Origin of the sequence: Clostridium sp. KNHs205 (genome assembly GCF_000702945.1) — a bacterium.
Taxonomy (GTDB): domain Bacteria; phylum Bacillota; class Clostridia; order Lachnospirales; family Lachnospiraceae; genus Anaerocolumna.
In genome coordinates, this window is sequence record NZ_JNLE01000003.1 from 3,421,183 (window position 1) to 3,439,830 (window position 18,648).

The following is an 18,648-nucleotide window of genomic DNA, read 5'->3' on the forward strand; positions in this document are numbered from 1 at the left end:
ATTTATACTTTATTGCTTGGAAAGGTTTAACTTAGATACAGAAAGGAGGCAGCTTTACAATGAGTTTTCCGAAGAAATTTTTATGGGGAGGAGCCATTGCTGCAAATCAATGCGAAGGTGCTTACGCAGAAGGCGGAAAAGGTTTATCCATACAGGATGTTATGCCTAAGGGGGTTATGGGTCCAATCACAGAAGAACCTACAGCCGATAATCTGAAGCTGACAGGTATTGATTTTTACCACAGGTATCCGGAGGATATCAGACTTTTTGCTGAGATGGGTTTTAAAGTATTAAGAATGTCTATCGCCTGGAGCCGTATTTTTCCTCAAGGGGATGAGGAGCAGCCAAATGAAGAAGGACTTGCTTTCTATGACAAGGTTTTTGATACCTGTCTTTCCTATGGAATAGAGCCTATGGTAACGCTTTCTCATTATGAAACACCATTACATCTGGCAAAAAAATATAACGGCTGGAGAAACAGAAAATTAATTATATTTTTTGAAAGATATTGCAGAACAGTGTTTCAGAGGTACAGGGATAAAGTGAAATATTGGATGACCTTTAATGAGATAAATTCAGTCAGGCATTTTCCATTTATGGGGGCGGGAGTTCTAACACCGAAAGAAAAATATACAGAACAGGATATGTATCAGACCGCTCATCACGAATTTGTTGCCAGTGCCTTGGGAGTTAAGCTGCTTCGTGAGATAATACCGGATGCCAAGATGGGATGCATGGTGCTTGGTGCTTTGAATTATCCCATGACACCCCTGCCAATGGATATGATTGCAATGATGACGGGGGACAGGGATTGCATGTTCTTTGCGGATGTCCAGGCAAGAGGTTCTTATCCTTCCTATATTAAGAAGTTATGGGAAAGAAAGAATATTAAGCTTGAAATGGAACCGGGAGATGAGGATATCCTCACCAATACCGTTGACTTTATATCTTTTAGCTACTACATGAGTAAATGTACTGCTGCTGATATTTCACAGTACAAAAAAGGAAAAGGGAATCTGACCTCAGGGGTCAGTAATCCTTATCTGCAGGAAAGCGAATGGGGGTGGCAGATTGATCCGGTAGGATTACGATATACCCTTAATTATTTTTATGACAGATATCAGAAGCCCTTGTTTATTGCAGAAAACGGGCTGGGTGCAACGGATGAATTAATTAAGCTTGAACATGGTGTTTGTAAAATAGAAGATGATTACCGGATAGCATATCTGAGAGATCATTTGAAGGAAGTTGAAAAAGCACTGCAGGATGGTGTTGATGTTATGGGGTATGTTTCCTGGGGGTGCATTGATGTAGTCAGTGCCTCAACGGCTCAAATGAAAAAAAGATATGGTTTCATCTATGTGGACCGTAACGAAGACGGTACAGGTACTTTGAATAGGTATAAAAAGAAAAGTTTTGATTGGTATAAGGAAGTGATTGAGACGAACGGCAGTAATTTAGCTGAAGACTGACTAAAAATTTTATTGACAATAAGAAAGGCCGCATAGTAAGCGGGCATAGTAAATACTATGTTAGGAATTTATCATGAAAAAATTCGATTATGTAATAACAGACTCAATAGGTATCCATGCAAGACCTGCCGGTCAGCTTGTTAAGCTTGTTAAAGACCTTGAGGCAGCAGTAACAATTGAAGCAGAAGGAAAAACCGCAGACTTAAAAAAATTGATGGCAGTTATGTCACTGGGAGTAAAAAATGCTGCCACCGTAACAATTACTGCTGAAGGAACAGATGAAGAATTGGCAATAGAGAGACTGGAAGAATATTTTAAAGCAAATTTATAAGATATCTGCAGATTGCAGCAAATACGGATTATGAAAGGCAGATAGATGAAGAGTTATAATGGAAAGTCAATTTATAATGGTATTGCCATTGGAAAAATATTCTATTATGAAAAAGAAGCACATGTAATTAAAAAAGAACAGATTGAGGATGAGAATAAGGAACTCATACGCTTTAGACAAGCTAAAGAGCAGGCAGTAGAGGAACTTCAGGTGCTTTATCAAAAAGCTTTAAAAGAAGCCGGTGAAGAGAGTGCAGCTATTTTTGAAGTGCATGCTATGATGTTGGAAGATGAGGATTATATCGGCTCTGTGTTAAATTTGATATCTCAGGAAAAAGTGAATGCTGAATATGCAGTTGATCGAACAGGCGATAACTTCTCAAAGATGTTTGCCGAAATGGAAGATGAATATTTTAAAGCGAGAGCTATTGATATAAAGGATATTTCTGAAAGAATAATTTCCTGCTTATTAAACAAACAAGCCAATAAAGATACCTGGAAAGAACCTGCTATTATTCTGGCAAAAGACTTGTCCCCCAGCGAAACAGTACAAATGGATAAATCCAGGATACTCGGATTTCTTACAGAACTGGGGTCTGTTAATTCCCACACCGCGATTTTAGCAAGGACAATGAATATTCCTGCTCTGACAGGTATCCCTGCTGTCTTAGAATTAAACGGTAAAATGGCTGTTCTGGACGGTTATTCAGGTACGCTGATTATAGAGCCCAATGATGAAATACTGTCAGAGATGAGAAAGAAACAACAGGAGGATATAGAGAGCAGCAGGAGTCTGCAGAAGCTTAAAGGCCAGGAGACAAAGACTTTAGACGGAAGAAAGATAAAGCTCTATGCCAACATCGGAAGTGTAGAGGATGTATCCGCTGTCCTTGAAAATGATGCAGAAGGAATCGGTCTGTTTCGAAGTGAATTCCTATATCTTGAGAAAAATACTTATCCCACAGAAGAAGAGCAGTTCAATGCCTATCGCAGCGTTCTTGAAAAAATGGGAGGTAAGAAGGTTATTATCCGTACATTGGATATCGGAGCAGATAAGCAGATCGCTTATTTCAATCTGGAAAAAGAAGAAAATCCAGCCATGGGTTACAGAGCCATCAGAATATGCCTTGACAGAACGGATATCTTCAAAACCCAGTTAAGAGCTTTGCTCAGAGCAAGTATATATGGCAATTTAGCAGTGATGTATCCCATGATAATATCTGTAGAGGAAGTAAAGCAGATCAAAGCCATTGTAAGTGAGGTGCAGAAGGAGCTGACGGAACAGGGAATCGCTTATGGTGAAATAGAACAGGGGATTATGATAGAGACTCCTGCGGCAGTTATGGAAAGTGATGTTCTGGCGAAAGAAGTGAGTTTCTTCAGTATCGGTACAAATGACCTGACACAATATACATTGGCTCTTGACCGCCAGAACCCTAAACTGGATGCCCTCTATGACGCCTGCCATCCGGCAGTTCTTAAAATGATTCAAATGGTAATCAACAATGGACACAAAGAAGGCTGCTGGGTAGGCATCTGCGGAGAACTAGGTGCTGAGCTTACGATGACGGAAACATTTATTGATATGGGAATAGATGAACTATCTGTTTCCTCACCACTCATATTACCAGTTCGAAACGTAGTTAATAATATTCGTAAGCAGATGTAACAAGAAGTGAATATAACAAGAAGTGAATATAACAAGAAGTGAATATAACAAGAAGCGAATATAACAAGAAGTGAATATAGCAAGAAGTGAATATAACAAGAAGCGAATATAACAAGAAGTAGATATAACAGGAAGTAGACGTAATAAGAAGCAGATAAAACAAGTATTGATATCAGAAGAACCAGATGTAACAAGAATTTATTATAATAAGGCATTTAAAAATGGACGAATTGAATTCCAGCCAGGAATCATTCGTCCGTTTTTATGGTTGTAAATGAATATTATTTACAATAGCTTCACAACCTGAATATAACGTAATAGGAGTCTTGCCAACAACTATTCATATCTGATATAATTGTGAGAAAAGCAATGGAAAAACCAATTGCTGAAATCGGAAAGAGAGGATAACATGATTCATATTTTTTACCCGGATGAATCTGCGGATTCCGCTTATGCAATAGATTACGCTGACCTATATAAGAAAGGGTACAGGGGGATTCTATTCGATATAGACAATACACTTGTTGAACATGGTAAAGATGCGGATGATAAAGCTAAGCAACTGATAAAAGAGTTGGTGGAGTTAGGCTTTAAAGTCTGTTTTATATCCAATAACAGTGAAGAAAGAGTAAAGCGATTTAATAAAGATCTCCATCAAAGTTACGTATTTAAAGCAAATAAACCTGCCAGAACCGGATATTTAAAAGGTGTTAAAGTTCTGGGAACTAATCTGAAGAATACTGTATTTGTGGGAGATCAATTATTCACGGATGTGTATGGAGCAAGAAGGGTTGGCCTTAAGAGTTATTTTGTCAAGCCTGTTGGGGAGGACATAGAGATTCAGATAATTCTTAAGCGTTATCTGGAGAAAGTCGTATTATTTTTTTATAAAAACTTTCACAAAAAGAGAAAATATATTCATAAAAAATGAAATATGTATGATTTGGACTAGTATAGTAATTTCTTTCCAGCATAAAAATAATAAATTTATTAAGGCTTATTTATACTGAAGAGAAGAGAATTGTTAGTCAAATATATAGAAAGAGAACATATGAATAACATAATACTGATAGGGTTTATGGGCTGCGGTAAAACAACAGCTGGACAACAGCTTGCGAAGAGACTTGGGTATGATTTTCTGGATACGGACAAGTACATTGAACAGAAGCAAGGGCAACCGGTCAGCAGGATATTTGAAACCCAGGGAGAAGAAGTGTTTCGGCGAATGGAGACAGAAACTGTCAGAGATTTCGTGGGTATATTACAGAGAACAGTTTTATCCGTGGGTGGAGGTTTGCCAATAACACCTGGAAATGCCGATTTGTTAAAAGAGCTTGGGACGGTCATCTACCTGGAGGCATCCAAGGAAGTACTGGCAGCAAGGCTAAAGAGCGATACTACAAGACCCTTGCTGGTGGATAAGGAGGGCTCCAATCGAATGGAAGCCTTGTATGACTACCGCCTGCCCCGTTACGAAGAAGCAGCACATATAAAGATAGTAACAGAGGGTAAAAATCTGCTGGAAGTAGTTAACAGCATTCTGGAAAGTATTTAATGGACAGAGCAAACAGGAGGAACAGTTACAATGAAACTGCTGGTTATTAACGGTCCCAATCTGAACTTTTTGGGTATTCGGGAGAAAACCGTATATGGAGCTGAGGATTACAGTTATTTAAAGTCCCTTATACAGGAAAAAGCTATAAGCGAGAACATAACTGTTGATATCTTTCAGAGCAATACGGAAGGAAATATTATTGACCGCATCCAGGAAGCATATTTTGACGGGACACAGGGTATAATTATTAACCCCGGTGCGTATACTCATTACAGTTATGCTATTAGAGATGCACTGGCTTCTATTACTGTGCCAATTATTGAGGTACATATATCTAACGTACACAAACGGGAAGAATTCAGGCATATATCTGTAACGGCTCCAGTGTGTACCGGTCAGATAGTGGGGCTTGGACTGAAAGGTTATCTGTTAGCGATTGATGCAATATTATCTTTGGTAAAATAGCTAATATACGAAATCGTTCTAATTGTACGTTTTTTTACGCTTTTATAAAAAATAGTTGAAAAAAATTGATTAATAAGATAAACTATAGTGTAGTTAATTTAAGGAGGAAAATATCATTTATGGTATCAGCAGGCGATTTTAGAAATGGCTTAACTATCGAATTAGATAATAATGTTTACCAGGTAATTGAATTTCAGCACGTAAAACCCGGAAAGGGAGCTGCTTTCGTTCGTACAAAGCTTAGAAATATTAAGAGTGGTGGTGTTATAGAGAGAACTTTCAGACCTACTGAGAAGTGTCCTCAGGCTCACATTGAACGTTCTGATATGCAGTACTTATACAATGACGGAGAGCTTTATAACTTTATGGATGTAAACACATTTGACCAGTTTGCTCTTAACGAAGAATCTGTTGGAGATTCTTTAAAATTTGTAAAAGAGAACGATATGGTTAAGATGCTTTCCCATAACGGACAAGTATTTGCAATCGAGCCTCAGTTATTCGTAGAGCTTGTTATTACAAGCACTGAACCAGGTTTTAAAGGAGACACTGCTCAGGGTGCTACAAAGCCTGCCGTAGTTGAAACCGGAGCAACTGTTTATGTTCCTTTATTCGTTGAAGAAGGCGACAAGATCAGTATTGATACAAGAACTGGTGAATACTTAAAGAGAGTATAATTGAATATTTAAGAATAATATGAGCGTAATCCAAGAAAATCAAGGTTTTCTGTGGATTACGCAATTTTTATACTTAATTGAAATAATTAATTGAAAAGCCGATATTCTCCTTTATATTTTATAAATTCATTGTGAGTTTTGTTAAGATAGTTTTTTTCGATTTATAGCATATGCTAAATATGTTATGTATAATGAGAGAGGGAATGGATATGTTTAGAAAAAGGGTACTTTTAATAATTATTACATTATTTACATTATATTGCTTAAATGATAAGATTGTGTCAGCTGAAAGTAAAACAAGTAAACCAACAGATATTCAAATACAAGCTTCCGGAAATAAATTGGATGATTTTATTCCGAAAGATTGGAAGTTAGTCAGTAAGGTTAAGGGAGATTTAAATAAAGACAAATTAAAAGATATTGCAGCAGTAATTGAATATACAGGGGATTATACTGATAATGAGGAAGAGGAAGGGATAGGCAAGCCAAGAGTCTTATTTATTATATTACAAAAAAAAGATGGTTCTTTTAAACTGGCCGTTCAGTCAGCCAATCTGATAATGAGAGAAGGAGAGGGAGGCGTATTAGGAGATCCCTTTGACGGAATAGAGTATAATAGAGGTTCTGTGGTTATTTCTTTTTATGGAGGAAGCGCCTGGAGATGGGGTTATACCTATCGATTTCGTTATCAAAACAAAGATTGGTATCTAATCGGTAAAACAGAACTGTCTGAAAATGTGAACACAGGAGAATGTAAAATCATTGATACTAATTGCATTACCGGGCATCAGATTATCACTTCTGTTGATCCAAAAGGCAAAAAGAAGGTAATAACCCATAATATTGGGAAAAAGCAATTAAAAAAACTAATAGATTTTTAAGCTGGTGGAATATACCAATACTATCTTGCTTATTTGTGGAATTTTATTGATGCCTGTTCTTATTCTGGCATTATACTTCTCCATAATACAAAGAAAATAATATTATACTATATATCTGATTTATAATATAAATGGAATATAAATTAAGATCCCTGCAAACATTGAAATCATTGAAATCATCATATATGATATGAATAATACTTAAAATCGCAAAAGAACAGCGTAAACTAAGGAGATAAAAATGAGTATTGTAATGGCTGTAGCAAACATGAATAGAGTAGTTGTAAAGTGTGATGGAACTGCGCTTGATTTTGAAACCAGTGAAATAACATCTGAAGATTATGAGAAAATAATATATCTTAATGACGATTGTATCGTAGGATATATTGGAATGATAGAGGACTGCGAGTTTATCCTGAATGAATATCGTAGATTAGCAGAAGAGTCAAATGTTGATATTAATACATTAAAGCCTACAACAGTTATCTATGACCTGTGTGAACTTGCAAAAGGAATTGAGGATAGTAAGGTATCCTTTCTGGTTGCGGGAAGGGAAAATGGCAGAATTCTTCTCTTTGGTTTTACATCTGCAGATCAATATGAGATAAATAATTTCTCGCCGGTAGATGATGAAGAAATAAAATATATAACTCTTGGCAGTGATATTCAGAAAAATGCCGTACAATACCCGGTGTATTATAGGGCTGAAAAAGCTATAGAAACTACAATGAATGATTATATACGTTATATTGCGACCATTGATGCAGGGGTAAATAGCAATATATTCACTAAGAAATTAAAGATTAATGATTGACTTTGAAAAAATAAATATATATATATTATCTAAAAAAAGGCGTGATTAAGGGATAATCCTAAAATTACGCTTTTTAACTTATACATATTGTTCTATATTTTACTATGAACTATAATACAAAGAAAGTAACACGATCTATCCAATAAATTATTGTAAAAATAATTATTATGTAAGTGCTGTTGTATAACAGTCCCTAAAGTTACTAACAGAAATAATTATCATATTTGTGAACAAAAGATAGTAAGGATACTTCAAGTATGGAAAGGAATATTATGAAAATTATTAAATTGCTTATGCCTTTAGGCATGATAAGTGCTTTCTTTTATTTTCTGCATGTATTTTTAGGACAAATGTTATGGAAAGAATATAATCCAATAACAACAGATATTAGTTCTCTGACTGCAGATGGTGCACCCAATGCAGATTTATTGAGAGTATTCACATTGATTTATGGAGTGTGTTTTCTGGTATTTACTTTAGGAATGATTCTGCGAACCTGGAAAGAAAATCATATAGTTACCCGGATAGGTTATATCCTGTTTTTTGTTATGGCAGTCACGACAGTTGTTGGTTACAACCTATTCCCTCTAACAGGCAATAAAAATGAAATGAACTTTCAGAATATGATGCATATTATCGTTACGGTAATAGTGGTATTTACAACGATTCTCTCGATTTTTATAATTGCCTTCGGCTACCTGAAAAAAGACAAGCTAAAAATTCTGGGACGAATCTGCCTCTTAACAGCATTCCTTATAACTATATTTGGGGCAACCAATCCCATAGGTATGGGATTGCAGCTTAATATACTGGGACTGTCCGAGAGGCTGGTTATTTATACCCTCCAGTTGTTTGTGTTCTTTCTATCCTTCCTCTATTCCTTTGATATTAAGCTGATAATTAAACGTGCGGATACATAACTATTTCTAAATTATAGATAATATTTTTCAAGATATTTTCGAACACCGATTAACAATATCCCCTTTGTTATGCTTTTTACCGGTGGAAATACCTTTAAATAAGCTGTATTGGCAGAGATTTCTTTCAGATTATATCCGTTCTTTAAGACAATAAATTTACCGATTCCCGGAACAATAGAGTTATGGGGACAACCATAAATACAACGCATACAAAGGACGCATTTATCATGAAATACTGGTTTATTCTTGGAAATACTGATATTTCCTGTTGGACATTGTTTGCTGCACCAGGAACAACCAGTACAACCATCAGTTGTCTTAAGATTTTTACCAAAGATTTTACCAGAAAATAATCTCTCCATTAGCCCTAAACGAGAAAATAAACGATCAATTACCAGTGGATTCTTTCGGTATAATTTACCAGAGAGTATTTCGTTGGCTATTTCGTTAACTTTTAATGGTAGTGCCCTTAATAACATAGCAGAAACCACCTCATCATAAGCGACTGCAAAATTGCTGGGCATAACGACCATAGATTCGTAACGAACCACATAATTTTTCTGCTCTAACAATCTGATTACCCTTCTACGGCAGGAAGTATTAGGAGATATTTCACCGCCACCGGATACGGAAATGACAGCAGCATGAGAGCTTTTATGTACCTGAGATATACGTTCCAGCCATTTCTCAATAGGCTTGGGAGCGTTAAAGGCATATACAGGATAGATAATTATTAGAAAATCATCTTTCACCTCTTTGAATTTATTTTTGCTTATATCTGTTGTTGTGACTTTCTGCCCTTTGTTAAGTAGTGTATTTTTTAATGCTTCAACCACCAGTGCGGTACCGCCGGTCCCACTGAAGTAAGCAATATGAATTGGTTTTGTAATATCCATAAGATTCCTCCATAACAGATTTTTAAATTTATTCCAAATCAGATTTTTTATGTTTTTTTAACTGTAGTTCAGTAAAAATAATGGATCCTGAAACACCTAAAATAAAAACTATAAGATTAATATAAAAACTCTGGATTCCGTTATCTATCAGTTTCTGTGGAATAAGTACTTTATATGTCAGAATTACAGCCACCAGGTTTAAGAAGGCGACAATTAATGAGCAGTAACCAAAGGTTCTATTAGCCATATTCCAGTTATTTCGGGATTTCATAGAAGCTGTCGTTCTATAGCCTGCACTTTTATTACGGTTATCTCTTATTGAACTGGTCATAGATATGCATACTAATGCCATTAACAGAGGAAGAGCAATAAAAATCCAAATGCTTAAAAAGATAAATAACATAACAGAGCCTCCTTTAAATAATGATATCTAATATGTTAAATAAAGCAGTATACATTATTATACTATATATTACAATAATTTAACATAGGTACTAAAAATAAAAAATTACTCAAAGAATGGTTGAGCCGGTTCAATTATTACTTTATAGAAGTATTGCGTAGTGGTAATTATAATTAATATGATTTCAGTGTGAAATAAAACTTGATTTTAAATAATTGCTACAGGAATATTAAGACGAAAATTTGGATATACAAGGGAGGAAAAAGATGAAATTAGAATCAGCTATTGTAAAAGCATATATAGACAGGAAATCAGTTGATATATTTTCAGAAAACTGGTACTTTTTAAAAGAAGGCTATTGTTATCAGGAGCCATCCTACGACAAGGACCATATTGAAGCTGTGAGTAGAATCTATTCGCAAATCAGAGAAATCATAGAGAATTTTATTCCTTGTAATCTAAATATATGGGAAGCGATTTTTCCGGAATGGAAGCGTATAATCGGTGAGGTAACAATTAATCTTATAGTAGGGTTTCCTGAGCCTAATGATGCTACTGTGCTAAAAGCTCCAGATGGGTGTAATCATGTCATTCTGGACCTTGGTTTATGGGTTAAATATGAGGGGAAATGTAATATGAGGTCGGTTATACATAATTTATTAACCCATGAACTGTGTCATATCTGTATAGGTGAGACAGTTACTGGTATTGATGAGGATACAAAAAGTGAATGTTACCTTACTAATCTTGATGCCAACACTTTTCATGAAGGTTTTGCTCATTTGGTTTCTTTTGAAGATAAAGACATCGATTCCATTGACTGGAAAGAGGAGCGATGGAATAAAGTAAAAGAAGCCACCGGACGAAAGATGCAAGAAGCACTTAAAGCAACAGATAAACAAGAACAGGAAAAATATCTGTATGATGCTGTTTATGGCAATTACTTTGATAAATTTGCCTGTATGAGCGGAATGCTTTACTTAGTGGAATGCTGGCAAAAGAATGGCATACAGGGGTTAAGGACAGTATTTGAAGAAGGCTATGCCGGCTTCTCGGCAAAAGCAGTAAAATATAACGATTAGCAATTAGTTAGGGAGAAGGAGGTTTGTATGGAACTAATAAAAATAGATAAAGGCATACGTAAAGCTGTAACAGCTGCGATAATTGAAAATTGGGGCAGTTCTATCATTGTAACCAGAGGTATGATTTACAATACAGAAGAGCTGGACGGTTATGCTGCCATGGAAAATGATTCTCTTATTGGTATAATAACATATTTTATTCAAGGTTTGGAATGTGAAGTTATATCCCTTGACAGCTTCAAAGAAAATAGAGGGGTTGGCACTTCTTTACTTAATGCTGTTATAAGTCATGCCAAAGTTAACAGTTGCAGGAGGATCTTTTTGATAACAACAAATGATAATACGTCTGCCATGCGGTTTTATCAAAAGCGAGGATTTGATTTTACTGCCTTGTATCATAATGCAATTGAAAAATCAAGAGAAATCAAACCTCAGATTCCTCAATTTGGCTTTGAGGGAATTCCAATAAAGCATGAAATTGAGTTTGAGATGGAGTTAAAATGAATTTAATTGGGATTTAATTAATTGAGACGGAACAAAGTTTTGTACCAATTTATTACATACAAAATAATACTTGAGAATTTTAACTCTTTTGTATACAATAGAACAGAGAAAGGAGATAGTAAAATGTGGATTTTTTACGCATTATTGTCAGCTTTTTTTGCAGCATTAACCTCAATCCTTGCGAAAACCGGTATGAAGAACGTGAATTCCAATGTAGGCACTGCTGTTAGAACCATTGTAGTACTAATTATGGCTTGGCTTATAGTTTTCCTGACAGGTAAATATAAAGAAATACCTGATATAACACAAAAGAGTTGGATATTTCTTATTTTATCCGGTATAGCAACGGGGCTTTCTTGGTTATGCTATTTCAAAGCACTGCAAATAGGAGAGGCTTCCAAAGTTGTTCCTGTTGACAAATTCAGCGTTGTCATAACTATGATTCTTGCATTTTTATTTCTCGGTGAACCTCTCAATGCCAAAACCATTTTAGGTGGTGTAATAATTACAATCGGAATGCTTGTATTAGTTTTATGACATGTACAGGTAAAATATTATATCAACTATTGAATTCTGTCCTCACAGACAGATGCATATCAGCGACAAATCGTATCAGAATCAAAAGCTTTTATGTAAAAATAATAGAAGAAAGGTTGCCGCTTACAGATGAACCACTCTGTATAAATAAGTTCTGCGGCAGTATCACAGTCTGACTGTGATATACAAAGGTGTAAATTATGAAAAATGTAATTGACAGATTTTTAGAATATGTAAAAGTTGATACCCAATCCCAGGATGATGTAGAGGCCGTACCCAGCACAGAGAAACAAAGAAATCTGGCGAAGCTCCTCGTAAAGGAATTAAAGGAAATCGGAGCTTCCAATGTAAGACTGTCCGATAATTGCTATGTATATGCCACCATACCGGCTAATACTGACAAAAAGCTTCCTGTAATTGGTTTTGTATCTCATATGGATACATCCAATGCAATCAGCGGAGCAAATGTTAAACCGCAGATTATCAAGAATTATGACGGCGGTGAAATTGTACTGAACAAAGACCTGAATATAAAAATGAACCCTATTGACTATCCCAGCTTAACTTTTTCCAAGGGAAAAGACTTAATCGTAACAGACGGAACCACTCTCTTAGGCGCAGATGACAAAGCCGGTGTTGCTGAAATTATGACTCTTGCGGAAACACTTCTGACACATCCCGAAATAGAGCATGGAACCATTCAGATTGGCTTTACTCCGGATGAAGAAGTAGGAAGAGGTGTAGACTTCTTTGACGTGGAAGGTTTTGGCGCAGATTTTGCCTATACTGTTGACGGCGGCGAATTAGGTGAGATTGAATATGAGAACTTCAATGCAGCCTCCGGAAAATTACAAATTCAAGGCAGGAGTATTCATCCCGGTTCCGCCAAAAATAAGATGGTGAATGCCCTGCTCCTTGCCATGGAATTTCAGAATATGCTTCCTGCTCATGAAGACCCGATGCATACAGAGAATTATGAGGGCTTTTATATGTTAAATGCACTTGAGGGAACCGTAGACTCTGCAAGGGCTGTATATATTATCCGTGATCATGATAAAGCACAGTTCGAAGCCAAGAAAGCAAGATTCTTAAAAATCGGCGAATACCTTAATGAGAAATACGGGGATGGAACCTTTACAGTTGAAGTCAAGGATTCCTATTATAATATGAAAGAAAAGGTTGAACCTCATATGCACTTAATTGATAATGCAAGACGTGCTATGGAGGAATTAGGGGTTACACCTATTGTTGTTCCCATCCGCGGAGGTACGGATGGTGCCAGATTATCCTATATGGGTCTGCCTTGCCCCAATATCTGCACCGGCGGCAGCAACTTTCACGGCAGGTATGAATATATACCCGTACAATCCATGGAGAAAGTTGTTGAAATTTTATTAAAAATTGTGGAAATATATGCAACACAGGAAAATTCAAAATAATTGAATTAACTCAAACATTACGAAGTATTTACCAAGGGTGGCTACAATACCTTTTGGCAGATACTTCTTTTTTGTGCTTATATGTAAGGGAATATGCAGACTCCAGAAGTTTTGAAACGAAGGGGCAGATAATAATATTAACTGAGCCCCTTCCTAAAGTTGTCTTAATAAAGATTTTTGTATTGATTTTTTATTTAAATTAAGTTATTATATACGGAAACACCGTAATTTTATACATTACAGCGTCAAATTAGAGAAAAGGTGGTATTGCTATGAACAGTGACTCAGTGAAAACAGGAATACAACAAGCACCCCATAGATCGCTTTTTAATGCCTTAGGCATTACCAAGGAAGAACTAAGCAGGCCTCTTATTGGTATCGTCAGCTCTTACAATGAGATTGTACCGGGTCATATGAATCTGGACAAGATTGTGGATGCAGTTAAGATGGGAGTTGCAATGGCAGGCGGTACCCCTATCGTGTTTCCGGCAATTGCTGTATGCGACGGAATATCCATGGGACATACAGGAATGAGATATTCCCTTGTTACCAGAGATTTAATAGCTGACTCCACCGAAGCCATGGCAATGGCACATGCTTTCGATGCTCTTGTAATGGTACCAAACTGTGATAAGAATGTACCGGGACTTTTAATGGCAGCTGCCAGAGTCAATATCCCAACTATCTTTGTAAGCGGTGGGCCTATGCTTGCTGGAAGAGTCAAGGGTGAGAAGACAAGTCTCTCCAGTATGTTTGAAGCGGTTGGAGCTTACAGCGCAGGAAAGATGTCAGAAGAGGATGTAGAGGAATATGCCTGTAAGGTGTGTCCTACAGCAGGTTCCTGTTCCGGTATGTATACGGCAAACAGTATGAATTGCCTTACAGAAGTACTTGGAATGGGGTTAAAAGGTAACGGTACAATACCAGCAGTATATTCCGAAAGAATCCGCCTTGCGAAGCAGGCAGGCATGAAGATCATGGAACTACTTGAGAAGAATATCAGACCCAAAGACATTATGGTGAAGGAAGCATTCCTAAACGCTCTGACAGTGGATATGGCACTTGGCTGTTCTACCAACAGTATGCTTCATTTACCTGCCATAGCACATGAGGCAGGAGTGGACTTAAATCTTGAGCTTGCCAATGAAATCAGTGCAAAGACACCGAATCTATGCCATCTGGCACCGGCAGGCCACATATATATGGAAGATCTGAATGAAGCCGGCGGTGTATACGCTGTAATGAATGAATTAAACAAGAAAGACCTGCTGTATACCGATCTGATTACAGTAACCGGCAAAACAGTGGGAGAAAATATAGAACACTGTATAAACCTGGATACAGAGGTTATAAGAAGCATAGATAATCCATATAGTGAAACAGGTGGAATTGCTGTCCTAAAAGGTAACCTGGCTACAGATTCCGCTGTAGTAAAACGTTCCGCTGTAGCTCCTGAGATGCTTAAGCATGAAGGACCAGCAAGAGTATTTGATTGTGAAGACGATGCCATCGTTGCAATTAAAGGCGGCAAGATCAATCCCGGGGATGTTGTAGTTATTCGTTATGAAGGTCCAAAAGGCGGCCCTGGTATGAGAGAGATGCTTAATCCAACCTCTGCAATTATGGGCATGGGGCTTGGCTCCAGCGTAGCTCTGATAACTGATGGAAGATTTTCCGGTGCTTCCAGAGGAGCAAGTATCGGACATGTATGCCCCGAAGCAGCAGTAGGCGGAAATATTGCCCTAATCGAAGAAGGCGATATTATTCAGATAGATATTACAGCCAATGTTTTAAATGTTGCAGTTTCTGAAGAAGAACTTAATAAACGAAGAGAAAAATGGCAGCCAAAACAACCCAAAGTAACCTCAGGTTACCTGGCAAGATATACTGCTATGGTAACTTCAGCCAGCAGAGGCGCTATATTAGAGGTACCGGGTAAATTCTAAGTAAGAAAAAGAACAAGCACCATTTACTTGGAAAATCACGATTAGGCTAAATAGAGAGGTGTAGAATGCAGTTAACAGGATCACAGATATTAGTAGAATGTTTAAAGGAGCAGGGAGTGGATACCATATTCGGGTACCCCGGAGGAGCTGTTTTAAATATCTACGATGAATTATACAGACATCAGGATGAAATACGGCATATATTAACCTCCCATGAGCAGGGAGCCTCCCACGCAGCAGACGGTTATGCAAGATCCACCGGAAAAGTAGGTGTATGCTTAGCTACCAGCGGACCGGGCGCAACGAATCTGGTTACCGGTATTGCAACAGCATATATGGATTCAGTACCTATGGTTGCAATCACAGGAAATGTAGCAGTTAATCTTCTTGGCAAGGATAGTTTTCAGGAAGTTGATATTGCAGGTATTACCATGCCTGTAACCAAACATAACTTTATCGTAAAGGATGTAACCCAGCTTGCAGATACCTTAAGGAAAGCATTTTTAATTGCGCAGACTGGAAGACCGGGACCTGTGCTGGTAGACATCGCAAAGGATGTTACTGCTAACAAGGCAGAATATTTAAGAGTAGAACCACCGGTAATAGAACGAATAAATAATACCTTTACTACCGAAGATATTGAAGGTGCTTTAGAGCTTATCGAAAATTCTAAGCGACCTGTAGTCTTTGTAGGCGGTGGAGCTGTAATATCCGACGCTTATGAAGAAGTAAGGGAGTTCGTAAGAAAGACGGATGCTCCGGTTACGGATACATTAATGGGTAAAGGTGCCTTCAGCGGAGATGACCCTTATTATACCGGAATGCTTGGCATGCATGGAACAAAGACTGCTAATTTAAGTGTTACGGAATGTGATCTCTTAATAACTATCGGCTCCAGATTCAGTGACAGAGTAACCGGTAATACAGCACGTTTTGCGAGAAATGCCAAAATACTTCAAATAGATATCGATGCGGCAGAAATTAATAAGAATGTACTTGTTCATCATGCGCTGATAGGTGATATCAAAGAAGTATTAAAGGCTCTCAATGAGAAACTTTCTGATCAGAAGCATGAAGAGTGGATTGATCATGTACTTGCCATGAAGGAAAAGTATCCCTTGAAATACCGTGAAAGCGGACTTACCGGACCCTATATTCTGGAGAAATTATATGAGATAACAGGCGGAGATGCAATCATAACTACAGAAGTAGGCCAGCATCAGATGTGGTCGGCCCAGTATTTTAAATATAAAAATCCCAGAACCTTTATAACCTCAGGCGGCCTTGGAACCATGGGCTACGGACTCGGTGCCTGTATCGGAGCCAAAGTAGCCAACCCTGATAAAGTAGTAATAAATATTGCCGGTGACGGATGTTTCCGTATGAACATGAACGAAATTGCTACGGCCACCAGATACAATATTCCTGTTATTCAGGTTATATTTAATAATCATGTACTGGGAATGGTCAGACAATGGCAGTCGCTGTTCTACGGGGAAAGATATTCCTACACAACGTTATCTGATAGCGTGGACTTTGTGAAACTGGCTGAGGCTATGGGAGCAAAGGCTTATCGGGTTACTAAAAAAGAAGAAATAGAAGGAGTTATGAGGGAAGCAATTTCTCTGAATATTCCCGTTGTAATAGACTGTATTATTGAAAGTGATGACAAAGTGTGGCCCATGGTTGCACCAGGAGCAGCAATAGAAGAAGTCTTTACTGAAGAAGACCTAAAAGCAAATAATAAATAAGCAAAAACAGATATTTCCGAAGATTAAATCATTCAACTTATATGTAATTCATATGTTGTAACAATATTTGGAAATATCTGTTTTTTAATAATATATTGACTATATTTTAACTAAGTTTTATAATGTAATGGATTAAAGTGGTCAAGCGTAAATCTGGCAGAGCAAAGGAGCTCAATTTCCGTGCTCTGACTGAATATATAAGGAGGATATTTAAGTGGCAAGAGTTTATAATTTTTCAGCAGGCCCGGCGGTGTTACCGGAGGAAGTACTAAGAGAAGCAGCAGAAGAGATGTTAGACTACAGAGGAACCGGAATGTCGGTTATGGAGATGAGTCATAGATCCAAACCCTATGAGACAATAATACATGAGGCAGAAGCAGACCTTAGGGAGCTTATGAACATCCCTGATAATTATAAGGTGCTTTTCTTACAGGGTGGTGCTTCACAGCAGTTTGCAATGATTCCCATGAACTTAATGAAGAACAAAGTTGCAGACTACATTGTTACCGGTCAGTGGGCTAAGAAAGCCTTCCAGGAGGCTAAGATTTACGGAACTGCGAACAAGATAGCATCCTCTGAGGATAAGACTTTCTCTTATATTCCTGACTGCTCAGATCTACCTGTCAGTGAAGATGCAGACTATGTTTACATATGTGAGAATAATACTATTTACGGAACCAAGTTCAAGACTCTTCCGAATACCAAAGGAAAACCTCTGGTTGCTGACGTATCCTCCTGTTTTCTGTCAGAGCCTGTGGATGTTTCGAAATACGGACTTATTTACGGCGGCGTACAGAAGAACGTAGGACCTGCCGGTGTTGTTATCGTTATTATCAGAGAAGATCTAATTACAGAGGATACCCTTCCTGGAACACCTACTATGTTAAAATATAAGATTCATGCAGACAATGAATCTCTGTATAATACACCTCCTGCTTATGGAATCTATATCTGCGGTAAAGTCTTCAAATGGCTTAAGAAGCTTGGTGGCCTGGAGGCAATGAAAGAACTGAATGAAAAGAAAGCAGCAGTGCTTTATGATTACCTGGATGAGAGTAAACTCTTTAAGGGTACCGTTGTAAAAGAAGACCGCTCTCTTATGAATGTTCCTTTCGTTACCGGGGATGAAGAACTGGATGCCAAATTCGTGAAAGAAGCGAAGGCAGCTGGCTTTGAGAACTTAAAAGGGCACAGAAGCGTAGGCGGCATGCGTGCAAGTATCTATAATGCAATGCCTATTGAAGGTGTTCAGAAACTGGTTGAATTCATGAAGGATTTTGAAGCGAGAAATTTTAAATAAAAAAGGA

At 37.5% G+C, this 18,648-nt stretch carries 19 protein-coding genes; 17 read left to right on the top strand and 2 right to left on the bottom strand.

Annotated features, from left to right (window positions below; translation table 11 throughout):
- Window positions 1-59: 59 nt before the first annotated feature.
- The 10 genes from ascB (at window position 60) to BR73_RS0114175 (ending at window position 8,783) form a co-directional block, all read left to right on the top strand.
- A complete protein-coding gene (gene ascB / locus BR73_RS0114130; protein ID WP_033166056.1) occupies window positions 60-1,472 on the top strand; it encodes a 6-phospho-beta-glucosidase in 1,413 nt (470 codons plus the stop codon).
- A gap of 73 nt (window positions 1,473-1,545) precedes the next feature.
- Entirely contained in the window at window positions 1,546-1,803 is a 258-nt protein-coding gene (locus tag BR73_RS0114135) for an HPr family phosphocarrier protein (RefSeq protein ID WP_033166057.1), read from the top strand.
- 45 nt (window positions 1,804-1,848) lie between these two features.
- A complete protein-coding gene (gene ptsP, locus BR73_RS0114140; RefSeq protein ID WP_033166058.1) occupies window positions 1,849-3,471 on the top strand; it encodes a phosphoenolpyruvate--protein phosphotransferase in 1,623 nt (540 codons plus the stop codon).
- A gap of 409 nt (window positions 3,472-3,880) precedes the next feature.
- Window positions 3,881-4,402: an HAD-IIIA family hydrolase gene (locus BR73_RS0114145; protein WP_033166059.1), complete on the top strand. Its 522-nt coding sequence runs from the start codon at window positions 3,881-3,883 to the stop codon at window positions 4,400-4,402.
- A 120-nt stretch (window positions 4,403-4,522) separates the two neighbouring features.
- Entirely contained in the window at window positions 4,523-5,026 is a 504-nt protein-coding gene (locus BR73_RS0114150; RefSeq protein WP_033166060.1) for a shikimate kinase, read from the top strand.
- A gap of 30 nt (window positions 5,027-5,056) precedes the next feature.
- Window positions 5,057-5,491 carry a type II 3-dehydroquinate dehydratase gene (gene aroQ, locus BR73_RS0114155; protein WP_033166061.1) on the top strand — a complete coding sequence of 145 codons (435 nt, stop codon included), beginning with the start codon at window positions 5,057-5,059 and terminating at the stop codon, window positions 5,489-5,491.
- A gap of 119 nt (window positions 5,492-5,610) precedes the next feature.
- Window positions 5,611-6,168: an elongation factor P gene (gene efp / locus BR73_RS0114160; protein ID WP_033166062.1), complete on the top strand. Its 558-nt coding sequence runs from the start codon at window positions 5,611-5,613 to the stop codon at window positions 6,166-6,168.
- Window positions 6,169-6,377: 209 nt separating this feature from the next.
- A complete protein-coding gene (locus BR73_RS27480) occupies window positions 6,378-7,049 on the top strand; it encodes a hypothetical protein (RefSeq protein ID WP_051685210.1) in 672 nt (223 codons plus the stop codon).
- Between the two features lie 241 nt (window positions 7,050-7,290).
- Window positions 7,291-7,863 (top strand): hypothetical protein, encoded by a 573-nt coding sequence (locus BR73_RS0114170; protein WP_033166063.1) that lies wholly within the window; start codon window positions 7,291-7,293, stop codon window positions 7,861-7,863.
- Between the two features lie 272 nt (window positions 7,864-8,135).
- Entirely contained in the window at window positions 8,136-8,783 is a 648-nt protein-coding gene (locus BR73_RS0114175; protein ID WP_033166064.1) for a DUF998 domain-containing protein, read from the top strand.
- An 11-nt stretch (window positions 8,784-8,794) separates the two neighbouring features.
- Here the strand turns inward: BR73_RS0114175 and BR73_RS0114180 are convergent, their stop codons facing one another.
- Both BR73_RS0114180 and BR73_RS0114185 read right to left on the bottom strand, forming a co-directional pair.
- Complete coding sequence (locus tag BR73_RS0114180; RefSeq protein ID WP_033166065.1) at window positions 8,795-9,679, bottom strand: EFR1 family ferrodoxin; 885 nt, start codon at window positions 9,677-9,679, stop codon at window positions 8,795-8,797.
- A 28-nt stretch (window positions 9,680-9,707) separates the two neighbouring features.
- Window positions 9,708-10,082 carry an SdpI family protein gene (locus BR73_RS0114185; protein ID WP_033166066.1) on the bottom strand — a complete coding sequence of 125 codons (375 nt, stop codon included), beginning with the start codon at window positions 10,080-10,082 and terminating at the stop codon, window positions 9,708-9,710.
- 266 nt (window positions 10,083-10,348) lie between these two features.
- On the opposite strand from BR73_RS0114185, the gene BR73_RS0114190 reads away from it, so the two are divergent.
- From BR73_RS0114190 to serC, 7 genes are all read left to right on the top strand, one after another.
- Entirely contained in the window at window positions 10,349-11,164 is an 816-nt protein-coding gene (locus BR73_RS0114190) for a DUF5700 domain-containing putative Zn-dependent protease (RefSeq protein WP_033166067.1), read from the top strand.
- A gap of 27 nt (window positions 11,165-11,191) precedes the next feature.
- Window positions 11,192-11,668, top strand: a complete 477-nt coding sequence (locus BR73_RS0114195; RefSeq protein WP_033166068.1) for a GNAT family N-acetyltransferase — start codon at window positions 11,192-11,194, stop codon at window positions 11,666-11,668.
- A gap of 123 nt (window positions 11,669-11,791) precedes the next feature.
- Window positions 11,792-12,205: an EamA family transporter gene (locus BR73_RS0114200; RefSeq protein WP_033166069.1), complete on the top strand. Its 414-nt coding sequence runs from the start codon at window positions 11,792-11,794 to the stop codon at window positions 12,203-12,205.
- Window positions 12,206-12,405: 200 nt separating this feature from the next.
- Window positions 12,406-13,644: a peptidase T gene (gene pepT / locus BR73_RS0114205; protein ID WP_033166070.1), complete on the top strand. Its 1,239-nt coding sequence runs from the start codon at window positions 12,406-12,408 to the stop codon at window positions 13,642-13,644.
- 272 nt (window positions 13,645-13,916) lie between these two features.
- The gene (ilvD, locus tag BR73_RS0114210) at window positions 13,917-15,590 is read left to right on the top strand and encodes a dihydroxy-acid dehydratase (protein WP_033166071.1); all 1,674 of its coding nucleotides are present in this window, start codon (window positions 13,917-13,919) and stop codon (window positions 15,588-15,590) included.
- A gap of 65 nt (window positions 15,591-15,655) precedes the next feature.
- A complete protein-coding gene (gene ilvB, locus BR73_RS0114215) occupies window positions 15,656-17,341 on the top strand; it encodes a biosynthetic-type acetolactate synthase large subunit (protein ID WP_033166072.1) in 1,686 nt (561 codons plus the stop codon).
- A 214-nt stretch (window positions 17,342-17,555) separates the two neighbouring features.
- Window positions 17,556-18,641, top strand: coding sequence for a 3-phosphoserine/phosphohydroxythreonine transaminase (gene serC, locus BR73_RS0114220; RefSeq protein WP_033166073.1), 1,086 nt, complete (start codon window positions 17,556-17,558; stop codon window positions 18,639-18,641).
- Window positions 18,642-18,648 lie beyond the last annotated feature (7 nt).